This is a genomic window from Mycobacterium sp. 050272 (assembly GCF_039023525.1).
In the GTDB taxonomy this organism is placed as follows: Bacteria; Actinomycetota; Actinomycetes; order Mycobacteriales; family Mycobacteriaceae; genus Mycobacterium.
Map to the genome: position 1 here is coordinate 368,495 of NZ_JBCHKV010000003.1, position 23,593 is coordinate 392,087.

Below are 23,593 nucleotides of genomic sequence, written 5' to 3' on the forward strand. Positions count from 1 at the left end.
AACACGTTCTAGATTGACCGGATGACTGTGTCGCAGCACACCATCGCGGGCACCGTCCTCACCATGCCGGTGAGGATCCGCGAGGCAAATCAGCACATGGCGATGTTCTCGGTGGACGCCGACGCCGCCCAGCACCTGATCGACTACAGCGGCCTGCGGGTCTGCCGCTACCTGCCCGGGCGTGCGGTCGTGGTGCTGATGCTGATGCACTACATCGACGGCGACCTTGGCCAGTACTACGAGTTCGGCACCAGCGTCATGGTCAACCCGCCGGGGTCGAACGCGAGCGGGCCAGCCGCGTTGGGTTCGGCCGGCGCGTTCATCCATCACCTGCCCGTCGACCAGGAGTTCACCCTGGAGGCGGGGACGAAAATCTGGGGCTACCCGAAAGTCATGGCGGACTTCACGATTCGCGAGGGTCGTACGTTCGGGTTCGACTGCACGGTCGATGGGCAACTGGTGATCGGCATGGACTTCCGTCCGGGCCTGCCGATTCGGTTGACCCCGCGTCAGCAGGCGCAGCGCAGCTACTCGCACCGCGACGGAATCACCCGCGAGACCGCCTTCGAGCACACCCTGGACGGGGTTCGGACGCGGCTCGGGGGCGTGAGCGTCCGGCTGGGCGATCACCCGTACGCGAAGGAGCTTGCGTCGCTTGGTCTTCCGAAGCGCGCGATGTTGTCCAGCTCTGCTGACCAGGTTCAAATGACATTCGGCGATGCCCAGGAGATCTCATGACCGCTGTTGGACTACCGACCAAACCCGACGTCGACTTGACCGACGGCGCTTTCTACGCTGGTGACTCCCGGCCCGTTTACAAGTGGATGCGCGAAAACGAGCCGGTCTTTCGGGACCGCAACGGGCTGGCCGCCGCCTCGACGTATCAGTCCGTCATCGAGGCCGAGCGCAACCCCGAGCTGTTCTCGAATGCCGGCGGCATCCGACCCGACCAGCCAGGCGTCGAGATGATGATCGAAATGGACGACCCGCAACATCTGTTGCGCCGCAAGCTCGTCAACTACGGGTTCACCCGCAAGCGGGTCAAAAACCTGGAGGCCTCGATCACCTCGTTGTGCGACACGCTGATCGACGCGGTGTGCGAACGCGGCGAATGTGACTTCGTCTGGGACCTGGCCGCGCCGCTGCCGATGGCGGTCATCGGCGACATGCTCGGGGTGCGTCCCGAGGAACGCGCGATGTTCCTCAAGTGGTCCGACGACCTGGTCAGTTCCTTGAGCAGCACCGCGGCCGAGGCCGACGTCCAGGTCACGATGGAGGCCTTCGCCACCTACAGCCAGTACATGATGGGCATGATCGAGGAACGCAAGAAGGAAGCGACCGACGACCTGGTCAGCGTGCTCGTGCACGCCGAGGTCGAAGGTGCGCGCCTCGAAGACCACCAGATCGTGACCGAGGTGCTGCTGCTGCTGATCGGCGGCGACGAGACCACCCGGCACACGCTGTCCGGCGGCACCCGTCAACTGCTGTTGCACCCCGATCAGCACAAGCGCCTGGCGGGGGATTTGAGCTTGCTGCCCAACGCAATTGAAGAGATGCTGCGCTGGACCGCGCCGGTGAAGAACATGGCACGCACGATCACCGCCGACACCGAGTTCCACGGGACTGCCCTGCACGCGGGCGAAAAGATGATCCTGCTGTTCGAGTCCGCGAACTTCGACGAGAAGGTCTTCGACGATCCGGAGAGCTTCAACATCGAGCGCTACCCGAACAACCACCTCGCGTTCGGCTTCGGCACGCACTTCTGTCTCGGCAACCAGCTCGCCCGGCTCGAGCTGTCGATCATGCAGACCCGCCTGCTGCAGCGCCTGCCCGACATGCGGCTGGCCTTAGGAGATGCGGCCGAGCTGCCGTTGCGTCCGGCGAACTTCGTGTCCGGCCTGGAGATGATGCCGGTCACCTTCACCCCGAGCGCGCCGCTGTCGTAGCCCATCAGCGCCGAACGTGAAGGTGTTGCGAAGAAACGACAAAAACGCCGCAGCAGTTTCACGTTCGGCGATTCCATGCCGCGGCCAGCCGCGCCAGGATGCCGCCTCGCGTGTGTTCGCCCATGACGCGGATGGTGATCCAGCCCATGGCATCTAGCGCTTCATAGCGCTCGATATCCCTGCGCAGTTGCCGACGATCGGTGCGATGGTGCTCGCCTTCATACTCGAGCGCGATCTTGACGTCTTCCCAACCCATGTCGACAACCGCGACCGGCTCGCCATACTGCCCGTAGACCGGAATCTGCGTCTCTGGCCGAGGGTATCCGGCCCCGATGGTCAGCAGCCGCAACCATGTCTCGCGCGGCGACTGCGCACCGGCATCGACAAGGTCCAGGGCGCGCCTGGCCCGCCGGATGTTCCGGTGGCCCTTATAGCGTTCGGCGATGAGTTCTGCATCGGCGACCTTCAACCGGGTTGCACGAGCCAGGGCGTCGATGGCGGCGACGGACCGGCTGATCGGGTAGCGGCAGGCCAGATCGAACGCCGTCCGCGCCGGAGTCGTCACTGGCAATTCCCGGACCGTCGTGATTTCGTCGTTCTCGATGCGATCGGCCCAGGTGCGGACATGTGTTGGCGCGTGGCGATTCTGGTAGATGAGTTCGGCCGGTGCCTGTCCATCGACCCATTTGGCGCCGTGCAGCGCCGCGGCCGACTGGCCGGCGATAACCCCGCGGCGCCGTGACCACAACCAGGCCGCCTCGGCGCGCACCATGGCGGTGATCTCGGTATCGCCGGCAACGTAGACGTCGCGGTGGATCGCGACAAACCTGCCGGTTCGCAACGCATATGGCGTCACACGACCGGACGTGACGGCCTTGCTACCAATAAATGGTTTTCCCATCCCGCGGAGTATGCCGAGGGGCACCGACGGGTCGCCCAGTGTGAAGCCATTGCGAAAATCCTGCCGCAGATTCGCAACAGCTTCACGCTCGACGAGGCGAGCGAACGAAAGGTGCTACTTGTTCTGGAAGTTGGGCTTGCGCTTTTCGGCGAACGCCCGCGGGCCTTCCTTGGCGTCGTCGGACAAGAACACCTTGATACCGATCTGGGTGTCGATCTTGAACGCGTCGTTCTCGTGCATGCCCTCGGTCTCGCGGATGGCCCGCAGGATGGCCTGCACGGCCAGCGGGCCGTTGTTCTCGATCAGCTCGGCGATCTCGAGCGCCTTGGTCAGCGCCTGGCCGTCCGGCACCAGGTGCCCGATCAAGCCGATCTCCTTGGCTTCGGCGGCGGTGATGTGCCGGCCGGTCAGCAGCAGATCACAAGCCACGGTGTAGGGGATCTGGCGCACCAACCGGACGGCCGAGCCGCCCATCGGGTACAGGCTCCACTTGGCCTCGGAGATGCCGAACTTGGCGCTCTCACCCGCGATTCGGATGTCGGTGCCCTGCAGGATCTCGGTGCCACCGGCGATCGCGGGGCCTTCGACGGCCGCGATCAGCGGTTTGGTCAGCCGACGACCCTTGAGCAGGGCGTCGATGCGTGACGGGTCGTAGCTGCCGTCTTTGAACGACTCGCCCGGCGGCTTTTTGGTTGCTGCCTTGAGATCCATGCCGGCGCAGAAGTAGCCACCGGCCCCGGTCAGGATGCAGCACCGGATGTCGTCGTCGTTGTCGACACGGTCCCAGGCCTGCACCATGATTTCCATCATTTCGGTGCTCAGCGCGTTGCGGGCGTGTGGTCGGTTCAGGGTGACGATGAGCGTGTGACCACGCTGCTCAACGATCGCGTCGGGTCCCGCTGGTTCGTTTGCTGGCGCTTGACCTGTATCCGGGGCCACGGCTACCGCCTTTCCCTCCACATCGAGTACGAACTTGTCAAGAAATGTAACACGTTCTAATTTGGTGGCCGTGGCCCTGAATATTGCCGATCTTGCCGAGCACGCCATCGACGCCGTGCCTGACCGTGTAGCCCTCATCTGCGGCGATGAGCAGCTGACCTACGCCGAGCTGGAGGAGAAGGCCAACCGCCTGGCGCACTACCTGATCGAGCAGGGTGTGCGCAAGGACGACAAGGTCGGGCTGTACTGCCGCAACCGCATCGAGATCGTCATCGCGATGCTCGGCATCATCAAGGCCGGCGCCATCCTGGTGAACGTCAACTACCGCTACGTCGAGGGCGAGCTTCGCTACCTGTTTGACAACTCCGACATGGTCGCGCTGGTCCACGAGCGCCAGTACTCCGACCGGGTGGCCAACGTGCTGCCCGAGACCCCGAACGTCAAGACGATCCTGGTCGTCGAGGACGGCAGCGACAACGACTTCGGCCGCTACGGCGGCGTCGAGTTCTACTCCGCGATCGCCAACAGCTCACCCGAGCGCGACTTCGGCGAACGCAGCGCCGACGACATCTACCTGCTCTACACCGGCGGCACCACCGGATTCCCGAAGGGTGTGATGTGGCGTCACGAGGACGTCTACCGGGTGCTGCTCGGTGGAACCGACTTCGCCACGGGCGAATTCGTCGAGGACGAGTACGACCTGGCCAAGGCTGCGGCCGCCAACCCGCCGATGATCAACTATCCGGTTCCACCGATGATCCACGGCGCCACCCAGTCGGCCACCTGGAGATCGATCTTCTCGGGTCAAACCACCGTGCTCGCACCGGAATTCAACGCCGACGAGGTCTGGCGCACGATCCACGATCACAAGGTGAACATGCTGTTCTTCACCGGTGACGCGATGGCCCGGCCGTTGCTCGACGCGCTCGACAGGCAAAACGACTACGACCTGTCGTCGCTGTTCATGCTGGGCAGCACCGCGGCCCTGTTCTCGCCGAGCATCAAGGAGCGCCTGCTCGAGCTGCTGCCCAACCGGATCATCACCGACTCGATTGGCTCCTCGGAGACCGGCTTTGGTGGCACCAGCATCGTGGCCAAAGACGCCCCGCACAGCGGTGGGCCTCGCGTCACGATCGACCACCGCACCGTCGTGCTCGACGAGGACGGCAACGAGGTGAAGCCCGGCTCGGGCGTGCGCGGCTTCATCGCCAAGAAGGGCAACATCCCGGTCGGCTACTACAAGGACGAGAAGAAGACCGCGGAGACGTTCAGAACCATCAACGGGGTCCGCTATGCGATTCCGGGCGACTGGGCGCTGGTCGAAGAGGACGGCACGGTCACGATGTTGGGCCGCGGTTCGGTGTCCATCAACAGCGGTGGCGAGAAGATCTACCCCGAAGAGGTCGAAGCCGCGCTCAAGGGACATCCCGACGTCTTCGACGCCCTGGTGGTCGGCGTGCCCGACCCCCGCTACGGGCAGCACGTCGCCGCCGTCGTGCAGGCGCGGCCGGGGACCCGTCCGGCGCTGTCCGAACTGGATAGCTTCGTGCGCTCCGAGATCGCGGGATACAAAGTGCCGCGCAGTCTTTGGCTCGTCGACGAGGTGAAGCGTTCACCGGCCGGCAAGCCGGACTACCGCTGGGCCAAGGAGCAGACCGAGGCGCGTCCGGCCGACGACGTGCACGCCGCCCACGCGACGACCCCCTGACGCCCTGACAGACTTCGTCAAACAGCACGCCGGCGCACCTTCGGGGTACTTCGCCTGGGAAGCCGCGGGACTGCGATGGCTTGCGGCTGTCGACGGCGGTGTGCCCTGTGCGCCGATCGTGTCTGTTGACGCGACGAGCCTGACCCTGCGGCGCCTGGAATCGGTGCGCCCCGATCCGGCGGCCGCGCATGCCTTCGGCAGCCGATTGGCCGTCACGCACGACGCGAGTGCTCCGGCGTTCGGCGCCGGTCCCGACGGCTGGGACGGGCCGGGCTTCTTCGGGCCGTTGTCGCAGCCATTGCCGATGTCGCTGCGCCGCCATCAAAGCTGGGGCGACTTCTACGCCGAAGAGCGGTTGGCTCCGATGCTCGAGCTCGCCGCACCAGGCCTCGATGCGTCGGCCCGGGCCGCGATCGAGGCCGTGATAAGGCGTTGCCGGGCAAACGATTTCGGCGACGACGACCGGCCTGCCCGCCTGCACGGCGATCTGTGGGGCGGCAACGTGATGTGGACTGCAGGGGGTGTGGTCCTGATCGACCCAGCCGCGCACGCCGGGCACCGCGAGAGTGACCTGGCGATGCTCGCGCTATTCGGCTGTCCGTACTACGACGCCGTGATCGCGGGGTATGAGCAGGTGCGACCGCTGCAACCGGGTTGGCGAGACCGCGCCGGCCTGCATCAGCTTTACCCGCTGCTGGCGCATGTCGTGTTGTTCGGGGGCGGGTACGCCCAGCGCACCCACGCTTGTGCCCGCGCCGCGCTACAAGTCTGAGAGGACTTCCGCTAGCCGGCGATCTTCGCGATCTGGGCCTCGGACAGTTTCTGGACCGAATCCGGCAGTGGCCGAAGGTATATGTGCACCGAGTCCAGGAAGTTGGGTTTGCTGCCGTCGGTGATTACCCAGTTCAGGAATGCCTGCATGGTCTGTGCCACCGCAGGGTCCTGCTGTTTGGCGTAGACGATCGCGTACTCGTAGTTGACGATCGGGTAACCGTCCGGGGCGGGCCCGTTGACCAGTGAGATCACCTGGTTTGCGGGCACTTGCGAGGCGGAACCGGTCGCTGCTGCCTGAATACTTTCAGGTGCCGGCGGCACGTAATTCCCCGAAGCGTTGGCCAGTTGGGCTTCACCCAGTCCCCTCTGACTGGCCTGCTCGTGGTAGCTGCTGGCGAGATAGGCAATACAGCCCGGATTTTCGGCGCAGCCGGTCACCATGCCCGCCATGCCGGGAGCACCGGTCTCACCGAGCGCGCCCGGGACCGCGGGAAAGTCGACGGTGGTGCCGAAACCGGTGGACTTGCCCCAGCCGTCGGGGTCTTGCTTGGACAGGTACTCGGTGAACAGGAAGGTGTCGCTGGTCCCCGGATCCGAACGGTGCAGTGGAACGACGCGAATCGCCGGCAAACTCACCCCCGGGTTCAGGGCCGCGATTTGCGGGTCATTCCAGGTTTTGATGGTGCCCTGGTACATGGCCGCCAGCACTTTGCCATTGAGTTTCAGGTGGTCGGTGACGCCGGGCAGGTTGTAGTGGACGTACACGGCGGAAACGGCCAGCGCAATGTTCATCAGCCCTGGGTGGGCCGCCATGTCGGCCTCGGACAGGTGGACGCCGGAGGCGCCGAGGTTGACCGCTCCGGCTGCAGCCTGCGAGATTCCGACTGCGGCCGGCGCGCGGCTGATATTTATCGTGACGTTGAGGTACTTGAAGTGATAAGCGGCCACCCACGCATCGAGCAGCGGGTAGAGGTCCTTGGACCCGGTCTCCGACAGCGTCACGTTTGATGTCGGTGGGGCGGTGGCGATGGTGACGGCGGCGCTGGAGGTCGACGACGCGCCCGGTGAGTGTGAACCGCAGGCAGCGGTGATCAGCAGCAGCGGAATGACCGCGCCTAGCGCGAGCAAACGAATGTTCATCAGCCCTCGTCGAGTTTCCGTCATCCCTGGCAGACACCGGGAAGTCTGCGAACACTATTGCAGTTCCACACATGTTCTACAGCGGTTCCATTCGCGGGTGCTCCCCTGACCATCCGCTTGCCCCGTGTGGCCGGTCCGGGCCGTACAGTCGAATCGCGATGACGATCGATGTGTGGATGCAGCACCCCACTGCGCGGTTCCTGCGCAGCGACATGCTGGCTTCCTTGCGTCGCTGGACGGGCGGCACGATGCCGGAGGCCGATATCCCGATCGATGTCACCGTCGCGGCGATGGACGCGGCCGACGTCGGCTTCGGGCTGCTCAGCGCGTGGTACGGTCCCAACGGTCAGGACCTGGTCTCCAACGACGAGGTTGCCGAGTGGGTTCGGTTGCACCCGAACCGGTTTGCCGGTCTGGCGGGCGTCGATCTCGATCGCCCGATGCCGGCGGTCCGTGAGCTACGCCGCAGGATCGCCGAAGGATTCGTCGGGCTGCGGGTGGTGCCCTGGCTGTGGAACGCGCCACCCACCGATCGCCGTTACTATCCGCTGTTCGCCGAGTGCGTCGAGGCCGGCGTTCCGTTCTGCACCCAGGTCGGTCACACCGGACCGCTGCGCCCCTCGGAGACCGGGCGCCCGATTCCCTACATCGACCAGGTTGCGCTGGACTTTCCTGAGCTGGTGATTGTGTGCGGACATGTCGGCTATCCATGGACCGAGGAGATGGTGGCGGTCGCGCGCAAGCACGAGAATGTCTACATCGATACGTCCGCGTACACCATTGAGCGGCTGCCGGAAGAACTGATCCGGTTCATGAAAACCGGTACCGGACAACGCAAAGTCCTGTTCGGCACCAACTACCCGATGATCACCCACACGCACGCCGTGGCCGGGATCGACGAACTCGGGCTTGCCGACGCGGCCCGCCACGACTTTCTGCACGGCAATGCCGAACGCGTATTCAAACTGGAGGCAATCAGGTGAACGGTGCACAGGCTCTGATCAACACCCTGGTCGACGGCGGTGTGGACGTGTGCTTCGCCAATCCCGGTACCTCGGAGATGCACTTCGTGGCCGCGCTGGACACCGTTCCCCAAATGCGAGGCGTGCTGGCCCTTTTCGAGGGCGTCGCGACGGGCGCGGCCGACGGCTATGCCCGCATCGCCGAGCGGCCGGCGGCAGTTCTGCTGCACCTGGGGCCCGGATTGGGCAATGGCCTGGCGAACCTGCACAATGCGCGCCGGGCGCATGTGCCGATGGTGGTCGTCGTCGGGGACCACGCCACCTATCACAAAAAATACGACGCCCCACTGGAATCCGATATCGACGCGCTCGCGGGCAGTGTCTCGGGATGGGTGCGCCGCACGGCTACCGCCGCCGACGTGGCGCCCGACGCCGCCGAGGCGATCGCGGCGAGCCGGTCCCGCGCGCAGATCTGCACGCTGATCCTGCCCGCCGACGCGTCCTGGTCGGATGGCGCCCAGCCCGCCGCAGCACCGCCCGCGCGGCCGGCAAGTGCGGACCCGCTGCTGGCGCCCGCGGTCGCACAGGTCCTGCGATCGGGGGAACCGGCGGTGATCATGGTGGGCGGTGACGCGACCCGCGGCCCCGGGCTGGCCGCCGCCGCGCGGATCGCGCAGGCAACCGGGGCTCGCTGGCTCTGCGAGACGTTTCCGACGCGCCTGGAACGCGGCGCCGGCGTTCCCGCCGTCGAGCGGTTGGCGTATTTCGCCGAGGCCGCCGCGGCCCAGCTGGACGGCGCCAAGCATCTGATCCTGGCCGGTGCCAAATCTCCGGTGTCGTTCTTCGCCTACCCGAACATGCCCAGCGACCTGGTACCGGCGGGTTGCGAGGTGCACGTGCTCGCCGACTACCTCGGTGCGGCCGACGCGCTGATCGAGCTGGCCGACGAGATCGCACCCGGCACGGTCGCGCCCCTGGCCGCCGTGTCGCGCCCGCAGCTGCCGACCGGCGCGTTGACCTCGGCGTCGGCGGCCGACGTGATCGGCGCGCTGCTGCCCGAACGGGCGATCGTCGTCGACGAGTCGAACACCTCGGGCTTGATGCTGGCGCAGGCCACTGCCGGGGCGCCGGCGCATGATTGGCTGACGCTGACCGGTGGGGCGATCGGCTACGGCATCCCCACCGCGGTCGGTGCCGCGGTGGCCGCCCCGGACCGGCCGGTGCTCTGCCTGGAATCCGACGGGTCGGCGATGTACACGATTGCCGGGCTGTGGACGCAGGCGCGCGAGAACCTCAACGTGACCACCGTGCTATACGACAACAGCGCCTACGACATCTTGCGGATTGAGCTGCAGCGCGTCGGTGCCGGTGCTGCCCCCGGTCCCAAGGCCCTTGATCTACTTGATTTATCGCGTCCGACAATGGATTTCGTCAAGATCTCCGAGGGTATGGGGGTACCGGCCCGCCGGGTGGACACCGCCGAAGAGTTCGCCGATGCGTTGCGCGAAGCCCTGGCCGAACCGGGGCCGCATCTGATCGACGCGGTGGTGCCTTCGATCACGGGTTGACGCCCCACGATCCGGCGCATCCGTCAGTAACGGGCCAGCACCGGTAGCCGGCTGACGAGCCAGTCCGTCAACGTGTTGACGACCTCGACTCCGGTTTCAAATCCGCCGTCGTGGACTTCGGCCGCCAAGGCCACGCCCCATTCCCCCGAAGGCGTGGGCAGGATCCCGAATTGCCGTACCAGGTACTCGCCATCGGTACCCGGGCCCCAACCACCTTTAGCCGCGGCACTATTGGCGGCCAGGCCCCATCGGTGCTCGGGCGTGAGGTCGGACATCAGCTCGATCACATCCGCCGCGCCCGGTACCGTCGGCAACTCCGCGGCGAATCGCGCCTGCCGCTGCAGCGTCCACTGCGTCTGGCCAAATGCGGTGTAGCCGCGTCGAAGTCGCCGCGATTCGACCACCGTCGCGGTGTCGCCGCCTTCGGCGACGACACCCTGTACCTTGCGGGCCGCGTCCACCGGTTCGCCCAGCAGCGCCCACAACTGTTCGGATGCGCGATTGTCGGATTCGGTGATGGCCTTGACCGCCAGCTCGCGGGCGTTGAGCCAATCGGTGCGCAATGCCGCGATTGCCAACGGCACTTTGATCGTCGACCAGGCGACGCCCGACCACCACCTGCCCAGTGAATAAGTCCGGTCCGGACGCGCGATCGCCACACCGATGTTGGCCGGTACCGCGTCGGAGAGCTGGTCAAAACTCGCTTCCAGCGCAAGCTCCAGGGGCCGGGACGTCATAGGGCTATCGAGGTATCGGCCATACCCGATCATGACAGTCGATACCTTCGGCCGCCAACTGGCGTTTGAGCACCTTGAAGGTCACCGTCCGCGGCAGCTCCGCGCTGATCCGGACGTACGACGGCCATTGTTTGGGCCCCAGGTCGGGCTGCTCGGCCAGGAATGCCCGGAATTTCTCGGCGTCGAACTCGCTGCCCGGTGCCATCACCAAAGCGGCCATCACCTGGTCGCCGACCACCGGGTCGGGGATCGCATAGACGGCGACCTCGGCCGCGTCGGGGTATCGCAGCAGCACCCGTTCGATCGGTGCCGAACCGAGGTTCTCGCCGTCAACCCGCATCCAATCACCAAGGCGCCCAGCGAAGTACGCGAACCCGTCCTCGTCGCGATAGGCGAGGTCACCACTGTGGTAGATGCCGCCGGCCATTCGCTCGGCCTCGGCGGCAGCGTCGTTGTAGTAACCCTCGAAACGGCCCGGCCCGCTGGTGTTCACCAGCTCGCCAACCACTCCGGCCGGGCAGGACTTGCCGGTCTCGGGGTCGACGATGTCCAACCCCTCGGTCAGCGGCCCCAATGCGCCCGGCGGGGTATCGGGTGTGCGGGCGATCGCGACGCCACCTTCGGTCGAGCCGAACCCGTCCTGCACCTTGCAGCCGAATCTGCGTGCGAACCGTTCGATGTCGCTGGGCACGCCCTCGTTGCCGTACACCGCCCGCAGCGGATTGTCCGCGTCGTCGGGTTGCTCCGGCTGGGCCAGCACATAGGACAGCGGCTTACCGACGTAGTTGGCGTAGGTCGCCCCGTAGCGGCGGACGTCGACCATAAAGTTCGATGCAGAGAACTTGCGCCGCAACGCCATTGAGCCCTGGCACGCCGCAGCCACCGCCCAGCCGACCAGAACCGCGTTGGAATGGAACAGCGGCATCGACACGTAGCAGACGTCGTCGCGGCCGAGGTCGAATCGTTGTGCCATTGTCGTTCCGGCGATCGCGACCTTGCCATGGCTGCACTTCACCGCCTTGGGCTCCCCGCTGGTGCCCGAGGTGAAGATCAGCATGAAGAGGTCTTCGGCCGACGCTGACTGGAAACTCAACTCGGCATCACGATGTGCGTCGACTTCGGCCACCCACTGCGCCGAATCGACGTTCAAGTGATCGATGTCATCCAGTGTCGCAGCCGATTTCGAGTCGGCGAGGACCAGCTGGCAGTCGGCCCGGGCGATATCGCGGGCCAGTGCCTCGCCGCGGCGCACCGAGTTGAGACCGACCGGCACGATCCCCGACATTCCCGCCGCGGTCAACATCGCCGAGAAGAACGGGGTGTTCTCCAGCAGTACGCCGACGTGCGGCGGCCGGTCGGGGTCGAGCCGCTCGCGCAGCGTCGCCGCGATCGCGGCACCGTGTCTCAGATGGTCGCGCCAGCTGGTGAACGACTCCTCGAAGTAGATCCCCCGGTCGTCGATCTCAGCCAGCGGCTCCAGCAGCTTGGTGACCGTCGGGTCGGCCGGAATCACGAAGCTAGGCAGGAGTTTCCGCCAGCTCACGTCCGATGCGGCGCAGCTGCCCGGTGGCACCGCCCAACGCGAACTCCGCCTCTTTGGCTGCCAGGAAGTAGCGGTGCGCGGGGTGATCGGTGTCGACACCCACTCCGCCGTGCACGTGCACGATGGTGTGCGCGACGCGGTGTCCGGCGTCGGCGGCCCAGAACGCGGCGCTGGCCACGTCGATCTCGGCGGGAATGTCCTCGGAGACCTTCCACGCCGCTTGGGTGAGCGTCAACCGCAGCCCCTTGACGTCGATGTAGCCGTCGGCCAGTCGTTGCGACACCGCCTGGAAACTGCCGATCGGACGGTCGAATTGCTCACGCTCGCGGGCGTATTCGGCCGTCATCTGCAAACCGCGATCGAGTACCCCGAGCTGATAGGCGCTGCGCCCCAGGGTCCCCAGCGTGCTGAGCCAGGCGACGACTTCGCTTCCGCCGACCTTCCGGGCCTCGTCCACCGCTACGCCGTCCAGCGCGAGATGCCCGACGCTGTTCTTCCCGGTGGTCGCCAGCGTGGTCACTTTGACGCCCTTGTCTTCGGCGCTCACCAGGAAAACGGCTGTGCCGGAATCGGTTTCGGCCGGAACAAGGAAGGCATCCGCAACGGGGCCGAAGAAGACCTGCGTGCGCGTCCCGGTCAGCTGGTAGCCGTCGCCCGCGCGGGTGGCCTGCACGGGGCCCTCACCCATCTCGCCGTCCAGGGCGAGCGTCAGGATCTTCTCTCCCTTGACGGCGGGTACTCCCCAGGTCTGCTGCAGGTCCTCGGAGCCGAAGCGTGCCAGCACCCCGGCGCCCAGCATCACCGATTCCAGGTACGGCACGGCGGCCAGCTGGCGGCCGAGCGCAACCAGAATCGCGACCTGTTCGAGCGCACCGAAACCGTCGCCGCCCAGCACTGACGCCGACGCACTGGTGAGGATGTCCGCCTCGATCAGCTTCTGCCACAGGCCGCGATCGAACCGTTGCTCGAGCCCGTCGAGCTCGCGCTGGTGCTCCGGTGTGCACACCGAGTCCACGATCGTGTCGACCAGGCCGCCGAGGTCAGTCGCCGCTTCGGTTGTCGTGAAATCCATTCCGATGCCGTCCTTGTCGATACTTAGCGGTTTCGAGGCAGGCCGAGGGCGACCATGCCGATGATGTCGCGCTGCACCTCGTTGGTGCCGCCGCCGAAGGTGAGGATCAGGCATGCACGGTGCATCCGCTCGACGCGGCCGCGCAACAGCGCACCCGGCGAATCCTGGCGCACGGTCGCCGCGGTGCCCAGCACCTCCATCAGCAGCCGGTAGGCCTCGGTGGCCAGCTCGGTGCCGTACACCTTCGCCGCCGACGCGTCCGCGGGGCCCAGGTCGTGGCCTTCCGCCGAGGCCAGTTCCCAGTTGATCAGCTTGAGAACCTCGGCCTTGGCGTGTACGCGCGCCAGGTTCAGCTGGACCCACTCGGAGTCGATCAGCCTGGCCCCGCCGTCGTCCTTGGTGTTTTGCGCCCATTCGCGAACCTCGCGCAGAGCCAGGAAGATCGGCTGCGGCGAGACCAGGGCGACTCGCTCGTGGTTGAGCTGGTTGGTCACCAGCTTCCAGCCGCCGTTCTCCTCGCCGATCAGGTTGGTCACCGGGACGCGCACGTCCGAGTAATAGGTGGCGCTGGTGTCCACCCCGGCCATCGTGTGCACGGGAGTCCACGAGAAGCCCTCGGCGGTCGTCGGCACCACCAGCATCGAAATGCCGCGGTGCTTCTTGGCCTCGGGGTTGGTGCGCACGGCCAGCCAGACCCAGTCGGCGTAGGCGATCAGGCTGGTCCACATCTTTTGGCCGTTGATGACGTAGTCATCACCGTCGCGGACTGCCGTGGTGCGCAGGTTCGCCAGGTCGGTGCCGGCGCCGGGCTCGGAGTAACCAATCGAGAAGTGCAATTCTCCGGCGGCGATCTTGGGCAGGAAGAATTTCTTCTGCTCTTCGGTGCCGAACGCCATGATCGTGGGCGCCACGCTGTTGATCGTCAGGAACGGCACCGGCACGCCGGCGATCGCGGCCTCGTCGGTGAAGATCAGCGAGTCCATCGGAGACCGGTCCTGGCCGCCGTACTCCTTGGGCCAGTTCAGGGTGAGCCACCCATCCTTGCCCATCTGCGCAACGGTGTCGCGATACGCGTTGCCCGTTCCGACCTCGCCCTGGGTTGAGTGCAGCGCCTCGCGGCGTTCCGGCGTCATGAGCGCGGTGAAGTACGACCGCAGCTCGCGACGCAGCTCCTCCTGTTCAGGGGTGTAACTGATGCGCATTCCAGCCGTCCTTTTGGTTGAACGTGACAAGCGGCTATTCGACCAACGGCGACCCGTTCGTCTTCCCGGTTGTAACACGTTCTAGTCTGGGAATCCAGCGACCGTTTCCTCAGACGCACGTGGGCCCTATGGTGGAGCTACATTCTGATGGGACATAGGACGAGATCCGGGCCAGCTTCAAGGAGGATGCCGTGCGGGTGATCGTGGATCGTGACCGGTGCGAGGGCAACGCGGTGTGCTTGGGAATCGCACCAGATATCTTCGACCTCGACGATGAGGATTACGCCGTCGTAAAGCTCGATCCGATTCCGTCCGACCGAGAAAATCTCGCCGAGCAGGCGATCGCCGAGTGCCCGCGCGCGGCGTTGCTGCGCGAAGACTAGCGGCGAGGGCCCCCGAAACTAGAGGTATTCATAAATTGACTAGCAGCACGAACGCGACCGATCTATCCGGGAAGGTCGCGGTGGTGACCGGTGCGGCCGCAGGACTTGGGCGCGCCGAAGCGCTTGGTCTGGCCCGCCTCGGCGCCACCGTCGTCGTCAACGACATCGCCGCCGCCCTGGATGCCTCGGACGTGATCGACGAGATTGGCGCCGCCGGCTCCAAGGCCGTCGCGGTGACCGGTGACATCAGCCAGCGCTCGACGGCCGACGAGCTGGTGTCGTGCGCCGACGGCCTGGGCGGACTCGACATCGTGGTCAACAATGCCGGCATCACCCGCGACCGGATGCTGTTCAACATGTCCGACGAGGAATGGGACCAGGTCATCGCGGTGCACCTGCGTGGGCACTTCCTGCTCACCCGCAACGCCGCGACCTACTGGCGCAGTCGGGCCAAGGACGCCGGCGGATCGATCTTCGGCCGGATCGTCAACACCGCCTCCGAGGCCGGACTGGTGGGTCCGGTCGGACAGGCCAACTACGGTGCCGCCAAGGCAGGCATCATCTCGCTCACCCTGACCGCTGCCCGGGCGCTGGGCCGCTACGGGGTGTGTGCCAACGCGATCTGCCCGCGTGCGCGCACCGCGATGACGGCGGACGTGTTCGGCAGCGCTCCGGATATAGAGGAGGGCGGCGTCGACCCGCTGTCGCCCGATCACGTGGTGAACCTGGTGCAGTTCCTATCGTCTCCCGCGGCCGCCGAGGTCAACGGCCAGGTGTTCATCGTCTACGGACCACAAGTGACATTGGTCTCAGCTCCGACGGCGGAGCACCGCTTCATCGCGGACGGCGCCGCGTGGGACTCGGACGACCTCAGCAGCACTTTGCGCGACTACTTTGCTGGTCGGGATCCAGAACGTAACTTTTCCGCGACCGCGTTAATGGAACAATAGCGACGGGTAGCTGTTTCTTCGGGCGAAATCGGCTAGTAGAACGTGTGTCAGATTGGCAATCACTTAAGGCCTCTGACCTGGACAAATTAACGGTTTAGACGGAGATAACCTGTTCATTGACACCGTGAACTTTCTCTGAGTTAATATGATCCGGCTCACACGGAGCCGGCTGCGAGTAAAGACAACGCAAAGGCGAAGCACACGCTTCGCCATGAGCAGCAAAGGGGGGCTACCGGGTTGATCGAACAGCTTGCGGTTCCCGCCCGTGCTGTCGGCGGGTTTTTCGAGATGATGATCGATACGGCCCGTGCCTCTTTCCGACGACCGTTTCAAGGCCGCGAGTTTCTGGATCAGACGTGGATGATCGCGCGGGTGTCGTTGGTCCCGACCCTGTTGGTGTCGATCCCGTTCACAGTCCTGGTCGCATTCACCCTCAATATCTTGCTCCGCGAGATCGGCGCGGCCGATTTGTCCGGCGCCGGAACGGCGTTCGGCACCATCACCCAGCTGGGCCCGGTGGTGACCGTGCTCGTCGTCGCCGGGGCGGGCGCCACCGCGATCTGTGCCGACCTCGGTGCCCGCACCATCCGCGAAGAAATCGACGCGATGCGGGTGCTCGGCATCGACCCGATCCACCGGCTGGTGGTGCCCCGCGTTCTGGCGTCCACCGTTGTCGCACTGTTGCTCAACGGTTTGGTGTGCGCGATCGGCTTGTCCGGTGGGTACGTTTTCTCCGTGTTTCTCCAGGGGGTGAATCCGGGCGCGTTCATCAACGGGTTGACCGTGTTGACCGGACTGCGCGAGTTGGTTCTGGCCGAAGTCAAGGCGCTGTTGTTCGGTGTGATGGCCGGTCTTGTCGGCTGCTACCGCGGCCTCACCGTCAAGGGCGGGCCGAAGGGCGTCGGCAACGCGGTCAACGAAACCGTCGTCTACGCGTTCATCTGTCTGTTCGTGATCAACGTCGTGATGACGGCCATCGGCGTGCGGTTCTCGACCAAATGACGAGGCGAGTGATCACGCGATGAGTTACGACGTCACTTACCGGTTCCGCCGCGTGTTTTCCCGGCTGCAGGGGCCGGTCGACGACTTCGGCGAGCAGGCGCTGTTCTATGGCCAGACCGTGCGCTACGTCCCCAACGCGCTGACCCGGTACCGCAAGGAGACGATCCGGCTGGTCGCGGAGATGACCCTGGGGGCCGGCGCGCTGGTGATGATCGGCGGCACGGTCGGCGTCGCGGCGTTCCTGACGCTGGCCTCCGGTGGGGTCATCGCCGTCCAGGGTTACTCGTCGCTGGGCAACATCGGTATCGAGGCATTGACCGGCTTTCTCTCGGCGTTCCTGAACGTCCGCGTGGTCGCACCGGTCATTGCCGGCATCGCGTTGGCCGCCACGATTGGTGCCGGTGCCACCGCCCAACTAGGCGCCATGCGGGTCTCAGAGGAGATCGACGCCGTCGAATGCATGGCGGTGCACTCGGTGTCCTACCTGGTGTCGACGCGGCTGATCGCCGGCTTGGTTGCGATCGTGCCGCTTTATTCGCTCTCGGTGCTCGCCGCGTTTTTCGCCGCCCGGTTCACCACGGTTTTCATCAATGGGCAGTCGGCCGGTCTCTACGACCACTACTTCAATACGTTCCTCATCCCCTCGGACCTCCTTTGGTCGTTCCTGCAGGCCATCGTGATGTCCATTGCGGTGATGCTGGTCCATACCTATTACGGCTACAACGCCAGTGGCGGGCCGGTGGGAGTGGGCATCGCGGTCGGTCAGGCGGTGCGGACCTCGCTGATCGTCGTTGTCGTCATTACTTTGTTCATCTCGCTGGCTGTTTACGGCGCTTCCGGTAACTTCAACCTCTCGGGGTAAGGGGACCGCTTAAACACATGTCGGATACCGGATCGCGACGCACACATGTTCGGCTGGCAGCGGCGCTGCTGGCCAGTTTGTTGGTGGCGTTTTCGGTGCTGACGTACCTCTCGTACACAGCGGCTTTCGCATCCGTCGACACGGTCACCGTCGCGGCGCCACGGGCCGGGCTGGTGATGGACAAGGGCGCCAAGGTCAAGTACCGCGGCATCCAGATCGGCAAGGTCACCGACATCAGCTACGGGGGTGACCAGGCACGCCTGACGCTGGCGATCAACAGCGACGACCTGCATTTCATCCCCTCCAACGCGCCGGTGCATATCGCGGGAAATACGATCTTCGGCGCCAAGTCGGTGGAATTCGTGCCGCCCCAGGCTCCTTCGCCGACATCGCTGCGTCCCAATGCACACGTCGAGGCCTCCGCGGTGCAACTGGAAGTCAACACGCTGTTTCAGTCGCTGATGGATCTGCTGCATAAGGTCGACCCGGTGGAATTGAACGGGACGCTCAGCGCCTTCGCCGAAGGTTTGCGCGGTCATGGTGACGACTTCGGTGCGCTGCTGTCGGGCCTGAATACCCTGGCGCAGCAAACGAATCCGAAGTTGCCCGCGCTACAGGAGGACTTCCGCAAGGCCGCGATCGTCACAGGTGTGTACGCTGACGCGGCCCCGGACCTGAACACGATCTTCGACAATTTGCCCACCATCAACAGGACCGTGGTCGACCAGCAGAAGAATCTCAACGACACCCTGCTGGCCACGATCGGCCTGTCCAACAATGCCTACGAGACGTTGCAGCCGGCCGAGAAGGACCTGATCGACACGATCAACAGGCTGCGGGCCCCACTCAAGGTGGCTTCGGACTACTCGCCCGAATTCGGTTGCCTGTTCGCGGGTATCGACCGGGGGCTCAAGGAGTTCGGCCCAATTCTGGGTGTCCGCAAGGCGGGCTTGTTCACCTCGTCGAGCTTCGTCCTGGGCGCGCCGTCGTACACGTACCCGGAGTCCTTGCCGATCGTCAACGCCTCCGGCGGACCCAATTGCCGTGGGCTGCCCGACATTCCGAACAAGCAGAACGGCGGATCGTGGTATCGGGCGCCGTTCCTGGTCACCGATAACGCCAACATCCCGTACGAGCCGTTCACCGAACTGCAGTTCGACGCACCCTCGACGCTGCAGTTCTTGTTCCACGGGTCTTTCGCGGAACGGGACGACTTCTGATGGCGGGTTCGGAAATGCCGTCGCACCGGTCGATGGTGATCAAGGTCAGCATCTTCGCGGTGGCGATGCTGCTGGTCGCCGCGGGCTTGGTGGTGGTCTTCGGAGACTTCCGGTTCGGAAACGAAAGCGCCTATCACGCAACGTTTATCGACGCGTCTCGACTCAAGGCCGGCCAAAAGGTCCGCATTTCCGGTGTACCCGTCGGTTCGGTGAACGGCGTCAAACTCAACCCGGACAACACCGTCGACGTGGCATTCGGCCTCGACAGCCGCTACACGCTGTACTCGTCCACGCGCGCGGTGATCCGCTACGAAAACCTGGTCGGTGACCGTTTCCTGGAAATCACGTCGGGTCCGGGGGAGCTGCGCAAGCTGGCGCCGGGTGGCACGATCAACGCCCAACACACCCAGCCCGCACTGGATTTGGATGCGCTGCTGGGTGGACTGCGGCCGCTGCTCAAGGGTTTGGACGCCGACAAGGTCAACACGATCAGCGGCGCCGTCATCGAGTTGCTGCAGGGCCAGGGCGGAGCGTTGTCGAACGTGCTGGCCGACACCAGTGCTTTCTCGACAGCGCTGGGCCAGCGCGACCAACTCATCGGCGACACGATCACCAACCTGAACCAGGTGCTGGGCACTATCGATCAAAAGAGCGCGCAATTCTCGACCAGCGTCGACCAGCTGCAGCAATTGATCAGTGGGCTGGCCAAGAACAAGGACTCGATCGCCGGAGCCATTCCGCCGCTCGCGTCGACCACGACGGATCTCACTGAGCTGCTGAAGAATTCACGTCGGCCGCTGCAAGGCGTCCTGGAAAACACCCGACCCTTGGCCACCGAGATCGACAATCGCAAGGCCGAGGTTGACAACGACGTCGAGCAATTGGGCGAGGACTATCTGCGCCTGGCCGCACTCGGTGCCTACGGCTCGTTCTTCAACATTTACTTCTGCTCCGTGACGATCAAGATCAACGGACCGGCCGGCAGCGACATCCGTCTGCCCTTGGGTGGCCAGGTGGATCCCAGTCAAGGGAGGTGCGCTTTTGTCAAGCAATGACAAGCGTGAACGTGATCCGTTGCGCACCGGGGTCTTCGGCGTGGTGCTGGTCCTGTGCGTGGTGTTGCTCGCATTCGGTTACTCCAACTTGCCATTCTGGCCGCAGGGCCGGGTGTATGACGCCTATTTCAGTGACGCCGGCGGCATCTCTCCCGGCAACTCCGTGTACGTGTCCGGCTTCAAGGTGGGCAAGGTGCAAGCGGTCGGTCTGGCCGGCGACAGTGCGAAGGTGACGTTCTCCGTCGATCGCCACGTCGCGGTCGGTGACCAGTCACTGGCCGCCATCCGCACCGACACCATCCTGGGTGAGCGCTCCATTGCGGTGACTCCCGCCGGGCATGGCAAGGCCACCACGATTCCGCTCAGCCGCACGACGACGCCGTACACGCTGGCCGGTGCCCTCGAGGATCTGGGTCAAAATGCCAACAACCTGAACAAGCCGCAGTTCGAACAGGCGTTGAACGTTCTCACCGACACGCTGCACGGCGCCACCCCGGAACTGCGCGGCGCGCTGGACGGGGTGACCTCGTTGTCCCGCACCCTGAATCGCCGCGACGAAGCGCTGCAAGGTCTGCTGGCACATGCGAAGTCGGTGACAGCGGTGTTGTCCGACCGGGCCAATCAGGTCAACAAATTGGTCGACGACGGCAACGAGTTGTTCGCCGCGCTCGATGAGCGTCGCGCCGCCCTGGGGCAATTGATCTCGGGCATCAACGACGTCTCGACCCAGATTTCCGGTTTCGTCGCCGACAACCGCAAGGAGTTCGGCCCCGCCCTGAGCAAGCTCAACGACGTGCTGAGCAACCTCAACGAGCGCCGTGACTACATCACCGAGGCCATCAAGCGGTTGCCCGTCTACGCCACCGAGCTCGGCGAGGTGGTCGGGTCCGGGCCCGGGTTCAACGTCAACGTCTACGGCCGGCACCGCTGCTCGCCACGATGTTCGACTTCTTCTACCAGCCGGGCAAGCTGCCGGCCAGCCTTTCGGACTACCTGCGCGGATTGATCCAGGAACGCTGGACTATCCGTCCGAAGTCGCCATGATCCAGCGGATCGCCGGCAGCCGCGGGCTGCGCTACACCACGATCATCGCGCTGGTCGCGGTGCTGGTGGGTGGCGTGTATGTGCTTACTGCGAAAGCGAATAAACGCACCATTACCGGATACTTCACGTCCGCGGTCGGGTTGTATCCAGGAGATCAGGTGCGGGTGCTCGGTGTGCCGATCGGCACGATCGACTCCATCGAGCCGCGGCCGTCGGACGTCAAGATCACGATGTCGGTGCCCAAGGACGTGAAGATCCCCAAGGACGCCAAGGCCGTCATCATGTCGCCGAATCTGGTGGCGGCGAGGTTCATTCAGCTCGCCCCGGCCTATACCGGTGGGGCGGTGTTACCCGATGGCGCCAGCATCGATCTGTCCCACACCGCGGTTCCGGTGGAATGGGACGAGGTCAAGGAAGCGCTGACCCAACTGGCGGTCTCGTTGGGACCGACCGCCGGGTCGATGCAGGGGCCGCTGGGAGCGGCGATCAACCAGGCCGCGGACACGTTCGACGGCAAGGGGCAATCGTTCCACAGTGCGCTGCAGGAGCTTTCGCAAGTGGCTGGGCGACTGGGGGATTCGCGCAGTGACATCTTCGGCACGATCAAGAACCTGCAGGTGCTGGTCAACGCATTGTCGGCGAGTAACGACCAGATCGTGCAGTTCGCCGGAAACGTCGCGTCGGTATCGCAGGTGCTCGCCGACAGCTCGCGCCATCTGGACAACACGCTGGGTAACCTCAACCAGGCACTCACGGATATCCGCGGGTTCCTGCACCAGAACAACTCGACGCTGATCGATACGGTCAACCAGCTCAACGACTTCAGCAAGACGTTGAGCGATCAGAGCGACAACATCGAACAGGTGCTGCACGTCGCCGGCCCCGGTATCGCCAACTTTTACAACATCTATGACCCGGCCCAGGGCACGCTGAACGGCCTGTTGTCGATCCCCGAGTTCGCCAACCCGGTGCAGTTCATCTGCGGTGGTTCCTTCGAGACGGCCGCCGGCCCGCGCGCACCCGACTACTACCGGCGTGCCGAGCTGTGCCGCGAACGGCTGGGACCGGTGCTGCGCCGGCTGGCGGTCAATTACCCGCCGGTCATGTTCCACCCGCTCAACACGATCACCGCGTACAAGGGTCAGATCATCTACGACACCCCGGCCACCGAAGCCAAGGCGCAGACCCCGATTCCGCAGCTGACCTGGGTACCGGCTCAAGGTGTTCCGCCGCCGGCCGTCCAGAATCCGGCCGACTTGCAGGCCCTGCTGGTGCCGACGGCCCCGCAGGCCGGACCGGCGCCGGGTCCGGCCGGCGCGCCCGCTCCTGCTCCCGGTCCCGGCCCGGGATCCGCGTTCGGCCCGCTGCCGGGTCCTGCGCCGGGCCCCGCCGCCGGACTGCAAAACGCTCCGGGCGGCGGCGGATGAGACGAACCATGTTGCGCGGCACCGCAGTGGCGGCGGGCAGCGTATTGCTCGCCGGCTGCCAGTTCGGCGGGCTGAACTCGCTGTCGATGCCAGGTACCGCCGGTCACGGCAGCGGCGCATTCTCGATCACTGTCGAAATGCCCGACGTCGCGACATTGCCGCAGAACTCACCGGTCATGGTCGACGATGTCACGGTCGGCAGTGTGGCCGGTATCGCTGCCGAGCAGCGCTCCGACGGATCCTTCTATGCCGCAGTAAAATTGGCACTGGACAAGAATGTCGTGTTGCCGGCGAACTCCACCGCGACCGTCGCACAGACCTCGTTGCTGGGTTCGCTGCACATCGATCTGGCGGCGCCCAAGGGCAAGCCGGCGACCGGTCGTCTGGTCAACGGGTCCAAGATCTCGGAGTCCAATACCGGCCGGTTCCCCACCACCGAAGAAGTTTTCTCGGCCCTTGGCGTCGTGGTCAACAAGGGCAATCTCGGTGCGCTGGAAGAGATCACCGACGAGACCTACCAGGCGGTGGCGGGACGGCAAAACCAGTTCGTCGACCTGGTGCCCAGGCTGGCTGAATTGACATCGGGACTCAACCGGCAGGTCGGCGACATCATCGATGCGGTCGACGGTTTGAACCGGTTCTCCGCAACGCTCGCGCGCGACAAGGACAATCTGGCCCGGGCGCTGGATACCCTGCCCGAGGCGCTGAAGGTGCTCAACAAGAATCGCGAACACATTATCGACGCGTTCGCTTCGCTGAAGAAGCTGGCGACGGTCACCTCGCACGTGTTGTCGAAGACGAAGACCGACTTCGCCGAAGATCTCAAAGACCTTTATTCGGTCGTCAAGGCGCTCAACGACAACCGGAAGAATCTCGTCACGTCGCTGCAGATCTTGCTGACGTTCCCCTTCCCCAACTACGGCATCAAGCAAGCCGTCCGTGGCGATTACCTCAACGTGTTCACCACGTTCGACCTGACTTTGCGCCGGCTCGGTGAAACGTTCTTCACCACCTCGTATGCGCTTGACCCGAACATGATGCACATGAGCGAGATCCTCAACCCGCCCGACTTCTTGACCGGCGAACTGGCAAACCTGTCCGGACAGGCGGCCGACCCGTTCAAGATTCCGCCCGGCACGGCTTCGGGACAGTAAGGGC

The 23,593-nt window shown here is 65.0% G+C and carries 21 protein-coding genes and 1 pseudogene; 15 read left to right on the plus strand and 7 right to left on the minus strand.

Annotation, left to right across the window (positions count from 1 at the left end):
- The first annotated feature begins 21 nt into the window (after window positions 1-21).
- Together AAHS21_RS09490 and AAHS21_RS09495 are read left to right on the plus strand one after the other, a co-directional pair.
- Window positions 22-738 carry an acetoacetate decarboxylase family protein gene (locus AAHS21_RS09490; RefSeq protein ID WP_342927414.1) on the plus strand — a complete coding sequence of 239 codons (717 nt, stop codon included), beginning with the start codon at window positions 22-24 and terminating at the stop codon, window positions 736-738.
- Window positions 735-1,946: a cytochrome P450 gene (locus AAHS21_RS09495; protein ID WP_342927415.1), complete on the plus strand. Its 1,212-nt coding sequence runs from the start codon at window positions 735-737 to the stop codon at window positions 1,944-1,946. The genes AAHS21_RS09490 and AAHS21_RS09495 overlap by 4 nt, the downstream gene beginning before the upstream one ends.
- A gap of 58 nt (window positions 1,947-2,004) precedes the next feature.
- Here AAHS21_RS09495 and AAHS21_RS09500 read toward each other — a convergent pair whose 3' ends face one another.
- Together AAHS21_RS09500 and AAHS21_RS09505 are read right to left on the minus strand one after the other, a co-directional pair.
- On the minus strand, window positions 2,005-2,847 hold the full coding sequence (locus tag AAHS21_RS09500) for a hypothetical protein (protein ID WP_342927416.1): 843 nt from the start codon (window positions 2,845-2,847) through the stop codon (window positions 2,005-2,007).
- A 114-nt stretch (window positions 2,848-2,961) separates the two neighbouring features.
- Window positions 2,962-3,786: a crotonase/enoyl-CoA hydratase family protein gene (locus AAHS21_RS09505; RefSeq protein WP_342927417.1), complete on the minus strand. Its 825-nt coding sequence runs from the start codon at window positions 3,784-3,786 to the stop codon at window positions 2,962-2,964.
- Between the two features lie 64 nt (window positions 3,787-3,850).
- Here AAHS21_RS09505 and AAHS21_RS09510 point away from each other — a divergent pair, with 64 nt between their 5' ends.
- On the plus strand, window positions 3,851-5,494 hold the full coding sequence (locus AAHS21_RS09510; RefSeq protein WP_342927418.1) for an acyl-CoA synthetase: 1,644 nt from the start codon (window positions 3,851-3,853) through the stop codon (window positions 5,492-5,494).
- Between the two features lie 4 nt (window positions 5,495-5,498).
- Entirely contained in the window at window positions 5,499-6,266 is a 768-nt protein-coding gene (locus tag AAHS21_RS09515; protein ID WP_342927513.1) for a fructosamine kinase family protein, read from the plus strand.
- Between the two features lie 11 nt (window positions 6,267-6,277).
- Here the strand turns inward: AAHS21_RS09515 and pstS are convergent, their stop codons facing one another.
- On the minus strand, window positions 6,278-7,408 hold the full coding sequence (gene pstS / locus AAHS21_RS09520; RefSeq protein ID WP_342927419.1) for a phosphate ABC transporter substrate-binding protein PstS: 1,131 nt from the start codon (window positions 7,406-7,408) through the stop codon (window positions 6,278-6,280).
- Between the two features lie 158 nt (window positions 7,409-7,566).
- Between pstS and AAHS21_RS09525 the strand changes: the two genes are divergently transcribed.
- A complete protein-coding gene (locus tag AAHS21_RS09525; RefSeq protein WP_342927420.1) occupies window positions 7,567-8,391 on the plus strand; it encodes an amidohydrolase family protein in 825 nt (274 codons plus the stop codon).
- Window positions 8,388-9,938 (plus strand): acetolactate synthase large subunit, encoded by a 1,551-nt coding sequence (locus tag AAHS21_RS09530; protein ID WP_342927421.1) that lies wholly within the window; start codon window positions 8,388-8,390, stop codon window positions 9,936-9,938. The genes AAHS21_RS09525 and AAHS21_RS09530 overlap by 4 nt, the downstream gene beginning before the upstream one ends.
- A gap of 23 nt (window positions 9,939-9,961) precedes the next feature.
- On the opposite strand, the gene AAHS21_RS09535 is transcribed toward AAHS21_RS09530, so the two are convergent.
- Genes AAHS21_RS09535 through AAHS21_RS09550 form a run of 4 tightly spaced genes read right to left on the minus strand, consistent with a single transcriptional unit; the run spans window position 9,962 to window position 14,492 of the window.
- Window positions 9,962-10,675 carry a hypothetical protein gene (locus tag AAHS21_RS09535; RefSeq protein ID WP_342927422.1) on the minus strand — a complete coding sequence of 238 codons (714 nt, stop codon included), beginning with the start codon at window positions 10,673-10,675 and terminating at the stop codon, window positions 9,962-9,964.
- A gap of 4 nt (window positions 10,676-10,679) precedes the next feature.
- Window positions 10,680-12,188, minus strand: coding sequence for a long-chain-fatty-acid--CoA ligase FadD17 (gene fadD17, locus AAHS21_RS09540; RefSeq protein ID WP_342927423.1), 1,509 nt, complete (start codon window positions 12,186-12,188; stop codon window positions 10,680-10,682).
- 4 nt (window positions 12,189-12,192) lie between these two features.
- A complete protein-coding gene (locus AAHS21_RS09545) occupies window positions 12,193-13,290 on the minus strand; it encodes an acyl-CoA dehydrogenase family protein (protein ID WP_342927424.1) in 1,098 nt (365 codons plus the stop codon).
- A gap of 23 nt (window positions 13,291-13,313) precedes the next feature.
- Window positions 13,314-14,492, minus strand: coding sequence for an acyl-CoA dehydrogenase (locus tag AAHS21_RS09550; RefSeq protein ID WP_036471729.1), 1,179 nt, complete (start codon window positions 14,490-14,492; stop codon window positions 13,314-13,316).
- Window positions 14,493-14,683: 191 nt separating this feature from the next.
- Between AAHS21_RS09550 and AAHS21_RS09555 the strand changes: the two genes are divergently transcribed.
- The 9 genes and pseudogenes from AAHS21_RS09555 (at window position 14,684) to AAHS21_RS09595 (ending at window position 23,589) form a co-directional block, all read left to right on the plus strand.
- The gene (locus AAHS21_RS09555; protein WP_342927425.1) at window positions 14,684-14,875 is read left to right on the plus strand and encodes a ferredoxin; all 192 of its coding nucleotides are present in this window, start codon (window positions 14,684-14,686) and stop codon (window positions 14,873-14,875) included.
- Between the two features lie 35 nt (window positions 14,876-14,910).
- A complete protein-coding gene (locus tag AAHS21_RS09560) occupies window positions 14,911-15,825 on the plus strand; it encodes a 3-oxoacyl-ACP reductase (protein ID WP_342927426.1) in 915 nt (304 codons plus the stop codon).
- 237 nt (window positions 15,826-16,062) lie between these two features.
- Window positions 16,063-16,827: an ABC transporter permease gene (locus AAHS21_RS09565; RefSeq protein WP_036471724.1), complete on the plus strand. Its 765-nt coding sequence runs from the start codon at window positions 16,063-16,065 to the stop codon at window positions 16,825-16,827.
- Window positions 16,828-16,846: 19 nt separating this feature from the next.
- A complete protein-coding gene (locus tag AAHS21_RS09570; protein ID WP_096290256.1) occupies window positions 16,847-17,689 on the plus strand; it encodes an ABC transporter permease in 843 nt (280 codons plus the stop codon).
- 17 nt (window positions 17,690-17,706) lie between these two features.
- Window positions 17,707-18,909: an MCE family protein gene (locus AAHS21_RS09575; protein WP_342927427.1), complete on the plus strand. Its 1,203-nt coding sequence runs from the start codon at window positions 17,707-17,709 to the stop codon at window positions 18,907-18,909.
- Entirely contained in the window at window positions 18,909-19,964 is a 1,056-nt protein-coding gene (locus AAHS21_RS09580) for an MCE family protein (RefSeq protein WP_342927428.1), read from the plus strand. The genes AAHS21_RS09575 and AAHS21_RS09580 overlap by 1 nt, the downstream gene beginning before the upstream one ends.
- Window positions 19,927-21,008, plus strand: a pseudogene (locus AAHS21_RS09585) (virulence factor Mce family protein). Before AAHS21_RS09580 ends, AAHS21_RS09585 begins: the two are co-directional and overlap by 38 nt.
- Window positions 21,005-22,435: a virulence factor Mce family protein gene (locus tag AAHS21_RS09590; RefSeq protein ID WP_342927429.1), complete on the plus strand. Its 1,431-nt coding sequence runs from the start codon at window positions 21,005-21,007 to the stop codon at window positions 22,433-22,435. Before AAHS21_RS09585 ends, AAHS21_RS09590 begins: the two are co-directional and overlap by 4 nt.
- Entirely contained in the window at window positions 22,432-23,589 is a 1,158-nt protein-coding gene (locus AAHS21_RS09595) for a virulence factor Mce family protein (RefSeq protein WP_342927430.1), read from the plus strand. The genes AAHS21_RS09590 and AAHS21_RS09595 overlap by 4 nt, the downstream gene beginning before the upstream one ends.
- Window positions 23,590-23,593 lie beyond the last annotated feature (4 nt).

Excerpts from the sequence above, each read along its gene's own strand:
- AAHS21_RS09570 (WP_096290256.1), top strand. The coding sequence starts at position 16,847 with ATGAGTTACGACGTCACTTACCGGTTCCGCCGCGTGTTTTCCCGGCTG.
- AAHS21_RS09595 (WP_342927430.1), top strand. The coding sequence starts at position 22,432 with ATGAGACGAACCATGTTGCGCGGCACCGCAGTGGCGGCGGGCAGCGTA.
- AAHS21_RS09590 (WP_342927429.1), top strand. The coding sequence starts at position 21,005 with ATGATCCAGCGGATCGCCGGCAGCCGCGGGCTGCGCTACACCACGATC.
- AAHS21_RS09550 (WP_036471729.1), bottom strand. The coding sequence starts at position 14,492 with ATGCGCATCAGTTACACCCCTGAACAGGAGGAGCTGCGTCGCGAGCTG.
- pstS (WP_342927419.1), bottom strand. The coding sequence starts at position 7,408 with ATGAACATTCGTTTGCTCGCGCTAGGCGCGGTCATTCCGCTGCTGCTG.
- AAHS21_RS09525 (WP_342927420.1), top strand. The coding sequence starts at position 7,567 with ATGACGATCGATGTGTGGATGCAGCACCCCACTGCGCGGTTCCTGCGC.
- AAHS21_RS09495 (WP_342927415.1), top strand. The coding sequence starts at position 735 with ATGACCGCTGTTGGACTACCGACCAAACCCGACGTCGACTTGACCGAC.
- AAHS21_RS09535 (WP_342927422.1), bottom strand. The coding sequence starts at position 10,675 with ATGACGTCCCGGCCCCTGGAGCTTGCGCTGGAAGCGAGTTTTGACCAG.
- AAHS21_RS09545 (WP_342927424.1), bottom strand. The coding sequence starts at position 13,290 with ATGGATTTCACGACAACCGAAGCGGCGACTGACCTCGGCGGCCTGGTC.
- AAHS21_RS09580 (WP_342927428.1), top strand. The coding sequence starts at position 18,909 with ATGGCGGGTTCGGAAATGCCGTCGCACCGGTCGATGGTGATCAAGGTC.
- AAHS21_RS09500 (WP_342927416.1), bottom strand. The coding sequence starts at position 2,847 with ATGGGAAAACCATTTATTGGTAGCAAGGCCGTCACGTCCGGTCGTGTG.
- AAHS21_RS09575 (WP_342927427.1), top strand. The coding sequence starts at position 17,707 with ATGTCGGATACCGGATCGCGACGCACACATGTTCGGCTGGCAGCGGCG.
- AAHS21_RS09490 (WP_342927414.1), top strand. The coding sequence starts at position 22 with ATGACTGTGTCGCAGCACACCATCGCGGGCACCGTCCTCACCATGCCG.